We start from the raw sequence: 13,891 nt of genomic DNA, 5'->3' as shown, positions 1-13,891 counted from the left end.
ACAGCCGCTCCACGTCACGTCCGCCATCCCTTCAGCGCCAATGTGCGATCAGACGGCTAAGCGTTCGTACGCCAGCGCTGGTGCTCTTACGATTCCCCATTCCCTAGTCCCCATTCCTCGCCGTTAATGCCCACCCCGCTGCGCCGCCGTCTGCGACTGTTCCGCCGTTATGCGATCACTGCCGCTGCGCTGGCGGTGGTGGCGGTCGCGTTGTTGGTGGGCGCGGCCAGTCAGGCATTGCCGCTGGCCGAGGAGCATCCGCAGCAGATTGCCGCGTGGCTGAGCCAGCGGGCCGGGCAACAGATCGCCTTCGATCATCTCGATACCGAGTGGACCCGGCGCGGGCCGTTGCTGCGGCTGGACGGCCTGCGGATCGGCCCGCACGGCGAGGTGCGCGTGGGGCAGGCCGAGATTCTGCTGGCCATGTATGCGGGCCTGCTGCCCGGGCAGTCGCTGACCGAAGTACGGCTGCGCGGGCTGGCGCTGACCCTGCAGCGCAGTGACGACGGCGTGTGGTCGGTGCAGGGCCTGCCGAGCGCCCGACGCGCCGATCCGCTGGAGGCCCTGCGCCGGCTGGGCGAGATCCAGCTGACCGAGGCGCGCCTGCGCGTCGCCGCGCCCTCGATCGGCCTGGACGCCACCCTGCCGCGCCTCGACCTGCGCCTGCGCGTCAATGGCTCGACCGTCCGGGTCGGCAGCCGGAGCTGGATCGATCTCAAACGCGCGCCGTTGACCGGCGTGCTGGTGTTCGACCGCGACAGCGGCGATGGCAGCGTCTATGCGCAGGCCGACCCGGCCGATCTGGCTGCCTGGACGTCGCTGCTCATCGTTGGTGGCCTACGGGTGGAAGGCGGTAGCGGACGCGTGCAGGCCTGGGCGCAGTTGCGCGCGCGCCGGATCACCGGCGTCACCGTGGATGCGGACCTCACCCAGCTCGCGCTGTCCGGCGCACCGCTGGCAGGGGAGACCGCGCGCCGCACGCTGCATTGGGAGCGGCTGCAGGTGCGCGCGCGCTGGCAGACCATCGATGGCGGCTGGCGACTGGATGCGCCCCGGTTGCGGCTGGGTCAGGCCGGCACCATGCAGCAGCTGGACGGGCTGAGCATCGCCGGTGGGCGCCGCTATGCGGTGGCCGTCGGCAAGGCGGATGTCTCCGGCCTGATCGCCGCAGCCGCGCTGAGCGACCGATTGTCGCCCGCCTTACGGCGCTGGCTGATCTTGTCCAAACCGCAACTGCGGGTGGCCGATGTGCAGATCGCCGGCGAGCAGGGCGGGCCGGTGCGCGCGCAGGGGCAGATCGAAGAACTCGGGTTTCTGCCGGTGGGCAATTCGCCCGGCATCAGCGGCCTGCGCGGCCGCGTCGACGGCGATGCGCAGGGCGGCGAGCTGGACACCGCGCCCGATGCCACGGTGCGCTTCGACTGGCCTACCGGCTTTGGCGTGGTGCACGAGATTCAGCTGGCCGGCAAGATCGTCGGCTGGCGCGACGGCGCCGGCTGGCAGGTGGCCACGCCCGCGCTGCGCGTGCAGGCCAGGGAGTACGGCGCCAACGTGCGCGGCGGCTTGTGGTTCCAGAACGACGGCAGCCGCCCACGCATGCAGCTGGCCGCGCAGCTGGACGATGTCGCCCTGCCGGTGGCGCGCAAGTTCTGGATCCGCTCCAAGATGAGCAAGGCCGCCATCGACTGGCTGGACATGGCCGTGGCCGGTGGTGTCGTCACCGGCGGTACCGGCCTGGTCAGCGGCGATCTGGACGAGTGGCCGTTCGACAACAACGACGGGCGCTTCGAGGCGTTTGGGCACATCCGCGATGGCGTGATCCGCTTCCAGCCGGACTGGCCGGCGATGGAACAGGTGCAGGCCGACCTGCGCTTCGTCGCCAATGGATTCTCCCTGCAGGGCAGCGGCGATCTGGCCGGCACCCCGATCAGGCAACTAGAGGCCGGCATCCCCAGCTTCACCACCTCCGAGCTGTACGTGCGCGCCTCCACCCAGGCCGATGCCGCGCAGCTGTTGGGCATGCTGCGCAAGAGCCCGTTGGAGCGCCGCTACGGCGACACCCTGCGCAATCTCACGGTGTCCGGCCCGGCGGCGGTGAGCTTCGATCTGCTGCGGCCGTTGCGCACCCACGGGGTGGGCGGTCACCTGCAGGGCACGGTGGCACTGCAGGGCGCCAGGCTGGCCGACGCACGCTGGAACCTGGCCTTCGACCAGGTCAGTGGCCAGGCCGAGTATCGCGACAGCGGCTTTGCGGCCGAGCAGTTGAGCGTGCAGCACCAGGGCCGCAGCGGCACGCTGGCGCTGCGCGCCGGTGGCTTCGTGCAGGACCCCGGGCAGGCGTTCGAGGCGCGGCTGGGTGCCACCCTGGATGCCAAGGAGTTGTTCGACCGCGCACCGCAGATGGAGTGGCTGCGCCCCTACGTGCATGGCAGCGCGCCATGGCAGGTGGGGGTGGATGTGCCACTGCCGACGCCCGGCCAGCCGGATGCGCAGGCCATGCTGACGCTGCGTTCCGAGCTGGTGGGCACCACCCTGGACCTGCCCGCGCCGCTGGACAAACCCGCCGCCCGGCCGCTGGATACCCAGGTCAAGGTGGCGCTGCCGGTGGGCGATGGCGATATCGATGTGGCGTTCGGCAAGCTGGTGGCGCTCAAGGCCAGCAGTCACGGCGAGCAGACCGGCGTGCGCGTGGTGATGGGCACCGACACGGTGAGCGAGCGCCCGCCTGCGAACGGGTTGGTGGTGACCGGCCGCACCGCCTCGCTGGATGCGATCGACTGGATCAGCCTGGCGCGCGGCAGCAGCGCTGCGGACATGCCGCCGCTGCCGGGCCAGCCGGCCACGCCCAAAAAAGATGCCGTTCCCCTGCAGCAGGTCGACGTGCAGGCAGACAGGTTGCTGATGATCGGCGGCGTGTTTCCGCAGACGCGGCTGCGGTTGCGGCCGACCCGCGATGCAGTGGCGGTGACGCTGGATGGCCCCTCGCTGGCCGGCCAGCTGACCGTGCCCAATGCCGACGGTGGCACCGTGCAGGGCAAGCTCGGCACCGTGCGCTGGCAACCGGTGGCCGAGGCCCCCGAGCCTGCGGCGCCGGAGCCCGGCGATCCGCTGGCCGGTGCCTTGCCCGAGCCGGCGCGACGGGCGGTGGCCGAGTTCGACCCGGTGTCGATCCCGCCGCTGGCGCTGGATATCGATGACCTGCGCGTGGGCAAGATGACCTTCGGCGCGGCCACCCTGCGCAGCAGCCGGCTCACCGATGGCATGCAGGTCGATCAGCTGCAGCTGCGCTCGGAGGACCAGAGCATCGGCCTGACCGGCGCCTGGCGCGGCAAGGGCGAGGCGGCCAGCACGCGGCTGTCGGCGCGGGTGGACAGCCGCAATCTCGGCAATCTGCTGCAGAACCTCACCCTGGGCGGCCAGCTGCGCGGGGGCGAAGGTCAACTGGAACTCAATGCCGGCTGGCAGGGCTCGCCGACCGGCTTTGCGCTTGGCTCGCTGGACGGCAACCTCAAGGTCGATGTCCGCAATGGCCAGCTGCTGGAAGTGGAGCCGGGCGCCGGGCGCGTGCTGGGCCTGCTCAGCGTGGCGCAGCTGCCGCGCCGGCTGATGTTCGACTTCCGCGATTTCTTTTCCAAGGGGCTGGCCTTCAATACGCTGGACGGCGAGGTGCGCTTTGGCGAAGGCTTCGCGCGCACCGACGCCATCCGCATCGCCGGCCCGGCGGCGGATATCGCCATCCGTGGGCAGACCGACCTGCGCGCGCAGACCTTCGACCAGACCGTGGACGTCAACCCCAAGGCCGGCAATCTGCTGACCGTGGTCGGCGCCGTGGCTGGCGGCCCGGTCGGCGCAGCGGTGGGCGCGGCCGCCAACGCGGTGCTCGGCAAACCGCTGGGTGCGATCGGTGCCAAGACCTACCACGTCACCGGCCCGTGGAAGGACCCGCAGGTGGATGTGGTCGAACGCGACGTGCGCGAGCGTGCGCCGGGCAAACCGGCTGCGCCAACGACAACCCCAGGCACCCCCGGTCGGTCGCCCCGCTGACGCGCTCGATTGCGTGCGCGTCAGCGAGCAATGGTGCTGAGGCGCCTCAGGCTCTCAATCCTTGCATCGACCAAATGCAGCACGCGCGCCAGCCGGCAAGCCGTGCATGCCGACGCTTTGCCGCATTCATTCGGCAGGGCTGTCGCTGTCGGCGCGCGTGAACATCGGCAAGCGCAGCCGCGAGCGGTGCCCAGGCGCCGGCGGTTGCCCAGGTGCGGGCACGCCCAGAAAGTAGCCGCGTTGCCATTTTTCACGCGCCGCCGCCGATTGCGCATCCGGCAGTGCATCCAGAAAGCGCGTACGGCTGTGGGTCCAGTCGGCATGTTGCTGCGCCAGCTGCGGCGCTTCGGAAAGCGGCTTCCATTGCGGCTGCACCTGCTCGATCAACTGCCGCTGCAGCGGGAACAGATGGCAGAACGGCTCGCCCGCCTCGAAGCGCACCCGCCCTGGCCGGGTGAAGCGCCAGTTCATGGTGAAGGTGTGCGGGCTCCAGTCGGTTTCCACCAGGCCGCTCAACGCGCCGATGCCGTCCTTGGGCCGGTTCAACGGGCCGGTGACGAACAGGTCGATGCCGGTGTCGGTGCGGAACAGGCAGGGCACATGGAAGGTCAGCACGCCATAACCGAAGTGGCTGATCGCCGGCGCGACCGTCTCTGGATCAGCGTTGATGGTGATTGCCGCCAGCGCGTCGCCGCCGTCCCAATCGGCGTCGAAACCGGACTGGCACAGCAGCTCCCAGCCGTGCGCATTGGCGATCGCCAGCGGCAGGCAACGGTAGGCGTAACGCTGGTCGGTGGCGTCCATCCACGCGCGCTCAGGCGGGGCGGGGCGGATGTCCAGCGTGTGGCCGTCCAGAACGTGGGCGATGAGCTTCATGCGCGGGCGATCGATAAAGAGCTGGCGGCGATGATAGCGGCGCCGCATGTTCAGCCGAACGACTTGTCTCCCCGGCGCGCGGGCCCCATCCTGACCGCATGACCGATCACGCACTCACTCTGGCCGAAACCCGGCTGTTGCTTCCTTCCGGCCTGGATGCCGGCCATCTCGACCGCACCTTCGGCGCCCTGCTGGGCCCGGGCATCGACTTCGGCGATCTGTATTTCCAGCATTCGCGGCGCGAGAGCTGGAGCGTGGAAGACGGCATCGTCAAGGACGGTGCGCATTCCATCGAACAGGGCGTAGGCGTGCGCGCCATTGCCGGCGAAAAGACCGGGTTTGCGTATTCCGACGACATCCAGCGCGAGACCTTGCTGGAAGCGGCGCAGTCGGCCCGTGCGATCTCGCGCGACGGCGGTGCGCAGTCCACGCGCGCGCTGGTGCGTGGCAATGGCCGGGCGTTGTACCCGGCCACCGATCCCATCGACGACATGGACAGCGCCACCAAGGTGGAGCTGCTGCGCCGCATCGACCAGTACCTGCGCGCTGCCGACCCGCGCGTCAAGCAGGTGATGGTGAGCCTGTCCGGCGGCGTGGACACGGTGTTGATCGCCCGCAGCGACGGCGTGCTGGCCGCCGACGTGCGCCCGCTGGTACGCCTGAACGTGCAGGTGATCGTCGAGCACAACGGCCGCCGCGAATCCGGTTATTCCGGCGGCGGTGGCCGGTATGGCTACGCCGAGCTGTTTGCCGAGGGCCGCCCGGAAGGGTTTGCGCGCGAAGCGCTGCGCCAGGCGTTGGTCAACCTGGACGCGATACCGGCGCCGGCCGGCGTGATGCCGGTGGTGCTCGGCCCCGGCTGGCCCGGCGTGCTGCTGCACGAGGCAGTGGGCCACGGGCTGGAAGGCGACTTCAATCGCAAGGGCACCAGTGTCTACGCCGGCCGCGTCGGCGAGCGCGTGGCGTCGCCGGGCGTGACCATCGTCGACGACGGCACCCTGGACGGCCGGCGCGGTTCGCTCAATATCGACGACGAAGGCATGCCGACCCAGTGCACCACGTTGATCGAAGACGGCGTGCTGGTGGGCTACATGCAGGACAGCCACAACGCGCGCCTGATGGGCGTGGCGCCCACCGGCAACGGCCGCCGCGAATCGTTCGCGCACCTGACCATGCCGCGCATGACCAACACCTACATGCGCGCCGGCCAGCACGACCCGGAAGAGATGATCCGCTCGGTCAAGAAGGGCATCTACGCCGTGAACTTCGGCGGCGGCCAGGTCGACATCACCAGCGGCAAGTACGTGTTCTCGGCCACCGAGGCCTACCTGATCGAAGACGGCAAGGTCACCGCGCCGGTGAAGGGCGCCACCCTGATCGGCAACGGCCCGGAAACCATGCAGAAGGTGCGCATGATCGGCAATGATCTGGCGCTGGACGAAGGCGTGGGCGTGTGCGGCAAGGACGGGCAGAGCGTGCCGGTGGGTGTCGGCCAGCCATCGCTGTTGATCGACGGCATCACGGTTGGCGGGACGCAGGCGTGATGTTGGTCGGGACCCGGGACCCGGGACCGGGGACTCGGAAAGATCAAGAGCTGCCGCTCGGGTGCCTGGAAGAACAAGGCGGGGCGCTGCGGCAGTTATCCGGGTCCCGGGTCTCCGGTCCCCGGTCCCGGCTCCTGACCTGCTTCGTCAACTTCTTCCCCCGCCTGCGTCGACAGCTCGCGCAGCACCTGGAACAGTTCGCGGTAGGCGCGCGGGGGTTTGTTCTTGGCGCGTTCGTGGATCGCGTTGCGCACCAGCTGGCGCAGCTGCTGGCGGTCGGCGGCCGGGTAGGCTTCCAGCAGTTCGGCCAGCGCGACGTCGCCTTCGGCGAGCAGGCGCTCGCGCCAACGCTCGACCCGGTGGATCGCGGCCACCTCGCGGCGCGCGGTGTCGCTGTTGGCGTCCAGCGCATCGCGGATCGCGGCCAGGGTTTCGTCGTCCTCGCGGCGCATGTGCTTGGCCAGAAATGCCAGCTGTCGCTTGTGGGCGATGTGTGAGGTGATGCGCTTGCTCTCTTCGATATGCGGGATCAGCGACTCGGGCACCGGCAGCTTGGCCAGCTGCGCCGGGGTCAGCGCCACCAGCTTTTCGCCCAGGTCGAAGATTTCCAGCGCCTCGCGCCGCTGCTGGCTGCGGCTGGCGCCGCGGAATTCACCGGTCTCTTCATCACGTCCGCGCATTGCCACTACATCCCGAAACTTGGTTAGTTGATTGTCCGGCCACGAACGGCCGGACTCCGGCGGAAGACTCCGCACCAAATTCAGACACTCCGGCCACGGATGGCCGAGCTTTCGCGGACGGATCCGCATCCAAATTCAGACAGTCCGACCATGGATGGTCGGGCTTTTGCGGACGGATCCGCATCCAAAGGATAAAGCATTGAACGCACTCTCCTCCGAAACCCGTGTCGCCGACGACAGCCTGCAGCGTCTGGACGCATTGACCGATATCTCGCAGCGCCTGCTCGAGCGCGCCCGTGCAGCCGGCGCCACCCAGGCCGAAGTGAGCTGTAGCGAAGAGCGCGGCCTGGACGTCAACGTGCGCCTGGGCGAGGTGGAAACGGTCGAATCCACCCGCGACCGCGGCATTGCAGTGACCGTCTACTTCGGCAAGCGCAAGGGCAGTGCCAGCACCGCCGACCTGCAGGAGTCCAGCCTGGAAGCCACCGTCGCGCAGGCCTGTGCCATCGCGCGCTATACCGAAGACGACGTGGCCGCCGGGCTGGCCGATCCGGAGCTGATGGCGCGCGAGTTCCCCGACCTCGACAGCTGGCACCCGTGGGCGCTGGACGCCGACACAGCGGTGGATCTGGCCCTGGCCTGCGAAAGCGCCGGGCGCGAGGCGGACGCGCGCATCAGCAATTCCGACGGCGCCTCGGCCAGCACCGGGCTCAGCCTGGCGGTCTACGCCAACTCGCATGGGTTCATCGGCCGCGAACGCGGCACCCATCATTCGATCAGCTGCGCGTTGATTGCCGGGCAGGGCGACGGCATGCAGCGCGACGGCTGGTACAGCAGTGCCCTGGCGCGCGAGGACCTCGAAGCGCCGGAGGCCATTGGCCGCCGCGCTGCCGAGCGCACCCTGGCGCGCCTGCAGCCGCGCTCCCTGCCTACCGGGCAGTTGCCGGTACTGTTCGCGCCGGAAGTGGCGCGTTCGCTGGTCGGCCATCTGCTGGGTGCGGTCTCCGGCGGCGCGCTGTATCGCCGCGCCAGCTTCCTGCTCGACAGCGTCGGCACCAAACTGTTTCCGGATTGGTTCAACATCGAAGAACTGCCGCATCTGCGCCGCGGGCTGCGTTCGGCCGCGTTCGATGGCGAAGGCGTGGCCACGCGGCGTTCGGCGCTGATCACCGACGGTGTGTTGCAGCGCTATGTGCTGGGCAGCTATTCGGCCCGCAAGCTGGGGCTGCAGACCACCGCCAACGCCGGCGGGGTGCACAACCTGCAGGTCAGCGCCAACGCGGGCGATCTGGCCTCGCTGATCGGTGGCATGTCGCGCGGGCTGCTGGTCACCGAGCTGATGGGCAACGGCGTCAACCCGGTGACCGGCGATTACTCGCGCGGCGCCGGCGGTTTCTGGATCGAGAACGGCGCCATCGCCTATCCGGTGGATGGGCTGACCATCGCCGGCAACCTGCGCGACATGTTCGCCGGTATCGAAGCGGTGGGCAGCGATGTCGACCCGCGCTCACACGTCAAGATCGGCTCGGTGCTGATCAACCGCATGACAGTGGCCGGCGATAGCTGAGCTAGGCGTTCGTGTGCTGGGTCAATGCGCCTCCTGCGTTCGGGCGCAGTGACGCATGAATCATGCAGGCGCCTGTCTCGCCATGTCGTGGATGGGGACGTCGGGTCCGGGTGGTGCGCACTGCACTGACCGGACCTGGCTGCCGTGAGAGACCATGTCTTCCCGCACTGGTGGCTGGCTGAATCGTTGTTATGGTCCGCCGCACCACAATCATGTTCGGGGAGACATATGAGCGAATTCGACACCCACGCCGCACCGCCGCCACCGCCGATCGGCACCAGCACGCCGTCGGAAGAACGCACCCTGGCGCTGGCCGCGCATCTGCTCGGCATCCTGACGTCCTTCATCGGTGCGTTGGTGATCTGGCTGATCAGCAAGGACGCCAGCCCGTCCAAGCCGTTCGCCACCGATCAGGCCAAGGAAGCGTTGAACTTCCAGATCACCGTGATCATTGTCTATGTCCTGGCGGTGATCCTGACCATCGTCTCGTTCGGCATCCTGTTCTTCGTGCCGACGCTGGTCTGGGTGGCCAACCTGGTGTTCTGCATCCTGGCCGCGGTCAAGGCCAACAACGGCGAGCATTACCGTTACCCGTTCGCGCTGCGCCTGATCAAGTAATCGACGCGGCGGTAAACACAAAGGCCCGGCAGCGATGCCGGGCCTTTGTCGTTTCAGGCGATGGCGCGATCAGTTCTGCGCCGGGGTGTTTTCGGCGAAGTATTCATGGCTGTCGGCATTGGTGATCGCCTGGGCCGGGTTGCTTTGGGCCAGGCTGCGCGCGCCGGACTGACCGTAGACGCGGTCCTGGGTGCCTGCCACCACGGTGAAGTGGCTGGTCTCGTGCACCAGCGTGCCCGCCTTGGAGTCGGTGCCGGTGGTGGACGCGCTCCAGAACGCGTTGCAGACATGGATCTCGTACGGCTGGTTCGGATAGACGTAGGCGAAGGCGTCCGCCAGATCCGCTTCGCAGCTGCAGTTGATCGTCAGCTGGCCGTTGTTCTGGTCCAGCGCATTGTCGATGTTGACGAAGTTGGAGCTGACCCGGCTGTAGCGCGAGGCGTTGTAGGCACCGAACCAGGTGGTGTAACGCGCGCCGGTGCTGCCCGCATTGAGGTAGTTGCGCGAGTTCTGCGAGTAGTTGCGCGCGGCAGTGACCGCACTGGCGGCCTGGTTGGTGCGGGTGGTGCTGCAGTTGAGGTAGTTGATGCCGTTGACCACGGCGGTCGGGCCGACTGCGAGCTGGCGCTGCACGCCGCGGCGCGCGCCGTCCAGCCACACGGTGAGCGGGGTGCTGGTGGCCACCGCGGGCAGGCCGTTGGCGGCTTTCATCAGGCTGCCGTCGGACAGCGAGGCGTACTGCAGGGTGGAGCGCACCTGGATGGTGTAGTTGCCGCTGGTGGACAGGTCGTAGGCGCCGGCCAGATCAACTTCGCCCTTCACGCTCTGGCCCGGCTGCAGGATGGTGAAGTCGGCCGCCTTGGGCAGGCCGCGCTTGACCAGGCGCCCGGTGTAGTCCACTGGCGTGCCATCGCGGCTCACTTCCAGAATGCCGTTGTCCAGCGACTTCAGCGGCAGCTGATAGGTCGGCACGCGTGCGATCTGGCTGCCGTTGTTGGTGACGGTGACGGCGATCTTGCCTTGATGACGGCCAGCCTGATCGGCCACTGGCGACAGTTCGATGGTCAACGGAACCGGGCCGCGCACGGACTGCGCCTGCGCCGAACCGAGCACGCCACCAACGGCGAGCGTGCCTGCTGCAAACGATGCGAGAAAAACATTTTTCACCAGTGACTCTCCTTGGTCGGGGGATGCCTGCGAGTGCAGGCCAGCCAAACCTAGGTAGCGCGAGCGGGCGCGACAAGTCGTTCAATTGACGATATTTCTGATGACAGATAATCCAGATGTCCGAGAAAATCGCTGCCAATGTCGATAATTCAGGAATAAATCGTGATGCTCGTCGTCTCTTGAGGCTGGCCGTGTGTCAGCGGCTGACACAAACCCCGGTGATGAAAGTTTCATTTTGTGACCTTCTTCTCCGGTCGCTTGATCGCCCTAACGGCAGCAACCGTGCGCTGGCGCACGGAGTGCGCAGATTGGGGTGTCTTCGTCAGTGCGAGCCGATCAGCCCGGCTGCCAGCGGGATGCCGGAAGCCGGCGAGGTGCGAGTGGGCTGCCCACTTCGGCGCCGTGTTGGAGTGCACCCAAGCGTCACTGCGATGCTCGACGGCAACCGCGAGCAGGTCGGCCGGCCATGTCGCAGCCACCGGCATTGGGTCGTGCCGATGCACCGGGCAGCCGGATGCCTGCGTGCGACATTGACCCGGTTGTATGCGCCAGTGCTGGCTCGCGGCGCCAGCGCACAGGTGCCCTGCATATGTCGGTGAGGCAGTGAACGAGCAGCGGCTTTCGGCGCACCGTCTCCCGACCGAGCAGAACTGTCCAATGGAGGAGTGTGGTCGGGCACCACCGTCGTCGGCTGACGACGGTGGCCGTGGCGAGGCGCTTCAGTGCGCCCGGTCCACCGCGAACCGGCCCAGGCTGGCCAGGATGTCGCCCGGCTGGCCATAGGGCTGCAGGATGTCGTGCATGCGCGTCGCCAGCTCCGCCAATTTGGATTTGGCGCCGTCCATGCCAAGTAAGGCAGGGTAGGTTGACTTGGACTGTGCGGCGTCCTTGCCGGCGGTCTTGCCCAGCTGCGCCGAGCTCGACTCCACGTCCAGGATGTCGTCACGGACCTGGAAGGCCAGGCCCAGCGCGTCGGCAAAGTCGTCCACGCGCTGCTGGTCGGCCGCGCCGGCGTTGCCGGCCAACGCGCCCATGCGTACCGCCGCGCGGATCAGGGCACCGGTCTTGAGCGCATGCATGCGCTGCAAGGCGTGCAGCGATTGCAGCTGGCCGGTGGCATCGATATCCAGTGCCTGGCCCCCGCACATGCCGGCAGCACCGGCAGCAGTGGACAGGCTCTGCAGCCAGCCCACACGCAGCTCGGCACTGACAGGTGCGGCGGCCAGCAGCTCGAAGGCGCGGGTCTGCAATGCATCGCCGGCCAGGATGGCGGTTGCTTCGTCGAAGGCGATATGCACGGTGGGCTGGCCGCGGCGCAACGCGTCGTCGTCCATCGCCGGCAGGTCGTCGTGCACCAGCGAGTAGGCGTGGATCAGCTCCACGGCCACCGCTGGTGTGTCCAGCAGGTCTTCCTCGGCGCCGAACAATGCGCCGCTGGCATACACCAGCAGCGGGCGCATGCGTTTGCCGCCGCCGAGCACGGCGTGCCGCATCGCGGCGTGCAGCCGCTGCGGCGCCAGTGCGGCGTCTGGCAGGCCGGCGTCGAGGCTGCGTTCGGTACGGGCGATCCAGTGTTCGAACAGCGCGGAGCTCACCTCAGCCGCCGTCCAGCGACGGCGGCTCGAACGCTTCGGCAAGCTCGGGGTGGGCGGGGTCGGTCAGCAATCGCACGCGCAGTTCGGCCTGTTCCAGCGCCTGCTGGCAATCGCGGTACAAGCCGATGCCACGTTCGTAGGCGGTGAGCGACTGCTCCAGGCTCAGGTCGCCGACTTCCATTTTCTGCACCAGTTGCTCGAGTTCTTCCAGCGACTGTTCGAAGCGGGCAACCGGGGATGTTTCGTTCAAGGACTTCTTGGCCATCGCTAAAGTGTGCGGCGCGCGCGCAGGCGGGTCAATTCGCCGTGGTGTCCGCGCGCCAGACCAGACGCGCCGCATTGGCCTGCAACCAGTGGCTCAACGTGGCCGAGACGACGCAATCGCCCGCGGCCAGGACCTGGTCGCCAGCCCACAGGATCGGCAGGCGATCGCGCTCCCACGGCGGCAGATCCGAGGCCTGCAGCAGATGCTTGAGCCGATGCGAATGCGCGCGCTGCGGCAGCACGATGCGCTCGCCACCGTGTCGGCCACGCACCAGCAGCGGTTGCGCAAAGCACAGCCCCGGCGCGCCCAGCAACTGCAGCTGCGCGCCATCGGGCAGGCAGAGCGGCTGCGCGCCGTCCCATGGCGCAGACCACTGCGCCGGCCATGGGACGGACGGGCGGCGCAGGTAGAGACGGTGCCGCCAGCGGCGCACTTCGACCTGCTGCCACGCAAAACAGGCCTGCCGGTCGGCGGCGTGGTGCTCGATCTCCTGCTCCAGGGCTGCCACGCCGTGGGCGGGCAGCGGTGGCGCGCCGGCTGCGCTTGCCCATGCGCGCAGCAACCGCGGCCGGCGTGCCGCGGGCTGTGCGCGCAGCAGCTGCAGGTCCAGGGCGCCCGTGGCCGTCTGCATATCAGGCAGCAGTCTCAGGTCCTCGTGCAGCAGCAGCTCACCGGCGTCGGCACTCAGCTGCGCGCTGCGTGCCAGTGCGTCGGCCGCCTGCGGCCAGCGTTGCTGCAGCAACGGCAGTACCCGGGTCCGCAGGAAATTGCGGTCGTAGCGCGCATCTGCATTGCTCGGGTCTTCGATCCAGTGCAACCGGTGCACCTGTGCATACGCCTGCAGGTCGGCGCGTGCCCGCGTCAGCAACGGGCGCCACGCCATGCCGTCGGCGAAGCGCCGTTGCGCGCGCATGGCACCCAAGCCATCCGGGCCGGAGGCGCGCAGTGCGCGCAGCAGGAAGGTCTCGGCTTGGTCGTCGCGGTGGTGGGCCAGTGCCAACCATTCGCCGGGCGCAAGGCTTTCTGCAAAGGCGGCATGGCGGGCCTGGCGCGCGGCGGCCTCCAGGCCCAGCCCGCTGTCGCGCGCGACCTGCACCTGCACGATGCGCAGCGGCACCTGCAGCGCCGCGCAGGTGTGCTGGCAATGCAGCGCCCAGGCATCGGCGTCGGCGTGCAGGCCGTGGTGTACGTGCAGCGCCCGCAGGCCGCGCGCACGGTAGGCCGGAATCGCAGCCAGTGCGTGCAGCAAGACCGCCGAATCCATGCCGCCGCTGTAGGCGATCACCACCGGGCCGGGGGGAGTGGCGGGCAGTAATGTGGTGGCGTCGGTCACCGGGTGCTCACCGAAGGCCGAACGCCGCGTCGCACGCGAGCTGCCGGTGTCTGCGAAGCAGCGGTGTGCCAGGCGGGTGTGGATCGCACTGCCTGGCCCGCGCGCATGGCGGCGCCATGGCCATCGTGGTGTGCCGCGCATCGGCAAGCACAAGCCGATGCGGCCAGTCGCCCAAGCCGCTGCGCGTCATGCCCACCGCCGT

10 protein-coding genes are annotated in these 13,891 nt (G+C 68.7%); 4 read left to right on the top strand and 6 right to left on the bottom strand.

Going from position 1 to position 13,891, the window contains the following annotated elements; translation table 11 throughout:
* The first annotated feature begins 126 nt into the window (after nucleotides 1-126).
* Nucleotides 127-4,044, top strand: a complete 3,918-nt coding sequence (locus ACCQ10_RS13560; RefSeq protein WP_372360972.1) for a YhdP family protein — start codon at nucleotides 127-129, stop codon at nucleotides 4,042-4,044.
* 126 nt (nucleotides 4,045-4,170) lie between these two features.
* Here ACCQ10_RS13560 and ACCQ10_RS13555 read toward each other — a convergent pair whose 3' ends face one another.
* A complete protein-coding gene (locus ACCQ10_RS13555) occupies nucleotides 4,171-4,920 on the bottom strand; it encodes a DUF6065 family protein (RefSeq protein ID WP_372360971.1) in 750 nt (249 codons plus the stop codon).
* Nucleotides 4,921-5,018: 98 nt separating this feature from the next.
* On the opposite strand from ACCQ10_RS13555, the gene tldD reads away from it, so the two are divergent.
* Complete coding sequence (gene tldD, locus ACCQ10_RS13550) at nucleotides 5,019-6,464, top strand: metalloprotease TldD (RefSeq protein WP_372360970.1); 1,446 nt, start codon at nucleotides 5,019-5,021, stop codon at nucleotides 6,462-6,464.
* 95 nt (nucleotides 6,465-6,559) lie between these two features.
* Here the strand turns inward: tldD and yjgA are convergent, their stop codons facing one another.
* The gene (gene yjgA, locus ACCQ10_RS13545; protein ID WP_260177394.1) at nucleotides 6,560-7,144 is read right to left on the bottom strand and encodes a ribosome biogenesis factor YjgA; all 585 of its coding nucleotides are present in this window, start codon (nucleotides 7,142-7,144) and stop codon (nucleotides 6,560-6,562) included.
* Nucleotides 7,145-7,343: 199 nt separating this feature from the next.
* Between yjgA and pmbA the strand changes: the two genes are divergently transcribed.
* Complete coding sequence (gene pmbA / locus ACCQ10_RS13540; protein WP_372360969.1) at nucleotides 7,344-8,711, top strand: metalloprotease PmbA; 1,368 nt, start codon at nucleotides 7,344-7,346, stop codon at nucleotides 8,709-8,711.
* Nucleotides 8,712-8,939: 228 nt separating this feature from the next.
* Nucleotides 8,940-9,329: a DUF4870 domain-containing protein gene (locus ACCQ10_RS13535; protein WP_372360968.1), complete on the top strand. Its 390-nt coding sequence runs from the start codon at nucleotides 8,940-8,942 to the stop codon at nucleotides 9,327-9,329.
* Between the two features lie 69 nt (nucleotides 9,330-9,398).
* Here ACCQ10_RS13535 and ACCQ10_RS13530 read toward each other — a convergent pair whose 3' ends face one another.
* From ACCQ10_RS13530 to tilS, 4 genes are all read right to left on the bottom strand, one after another.
* Nucleotides 9,399-10,496: a M35 family metalloendopeptidase gene (locus ACCQ10_RS13530; protein WP_372360967.1), complete on the bottom strand. Its 1,098-nt coding sequence runs from the start codon at nucleotides 10,494-10,496 to the stop codon at nucleotides 9,399-9,401.
* 719 nt (nucleotides 10,497-11,215) lie between these two features.
* On the bottom strand, nucleotides 11,216-12,091 hold the full coding sequence (locus tag ACCQ10_RS13525; protein WP_372360966.1) for a polyprenyl synthetase family protein: 876 nt from the start codon (nucleotides 12,089-12,091) through the stop codon (nucleotides 11,216-11,218).
* Between the two features lies 1 nt (nucleotide 12,092).
* Complete coding sequence (locus ACCQ10_RS13520) at nucleotides 12,093-12,356, bottom strand: exodeoxyribonuclease VII small subunit (protein ID WP_372360965.1); 264 nt, start codon at nucleotides 12,354-12,356, stop codon at nucleotides 12,093-12,095.
* A 31-nt stretch (nucleotides 12,357-12,387) separates the two neighbouring features.
* On the bottom strand, nucleotides 12,388-13,689 hold the full coding sequence (gene tilS / locus ACCQ10_RS13515; protein WP_372360963.1) for a tRNA lysidine(34) synthetase TilS: 1,302 nt from the start codon (nucleotides 13,687-13,689) through the stop codon (nucleotides 12,388-12,390).
* Nucleotides 13,690-13,891 lie beyond the last annotated feature (202 nt).

Origin of the sequence: Xanthomonas sp. NCPPB 1325 (assembly GCF_041477645.2) — a bacterium.
In the GTDB taxonomy this organism is placed as follows: Bacteria; Pseudomonadota; Gammaproteobacteria; order Xanthomonadales; family Xanthomonadaceae; genus Xanthomonas; species Xanthomonas cannabis.
Note: the sequence above shows the minus strand (reverse complement) of the source record. Positions and strands in the feature narration are given on the sequence as shown.

Excerpts from the sequence above, each read along its gene's own strand:
- tldD (WP_372360970.1), top strand. The coding sequence starts at position 5,019 with ATGACCGATCACGCACTCACTCTGGCCGAAACCCGGCTGTTGCTTCCT.
- yjgA (WP_260177394.1), bottom strand. The coding sequence starts at position 7,144 with ATGCGCGGACGTGATGAAGAGACCGGTGAATTCCGCGGCGCCAGCCGC.
- ACCQ10_RS13560 (WP_372360972.1), top strand. The coding sequence starts at position 127 with ATGCCCACCCCGCTGCGCCGCCGTCTGCGACTGTTCCGCCGTTATGCG.
- ACCQ10_RS13555 (WP_372360971.1), bottom strand. The coding sequence starts at position 4,920 with ATGAAGCTCATCGCCCACGTTCTGGACGGCCACACGCTGGACATCCGC.
- ACCQ10_RS13520 (WP_372360965.1), bottom strand. The coding sequence starts at position 12,356 with ATGGCCAAGAAGTCCTTGAACGAAACATCCCCGGTTGCCCGCTTCGAA.
- ACCQ10_RS13535 (WP_372360968.1), top strand. The coding sequence starts at position 8,940 with ATGAGCGAATTCGACACCCACGCCGCACCGCCGCCACCGCCGATCGGC.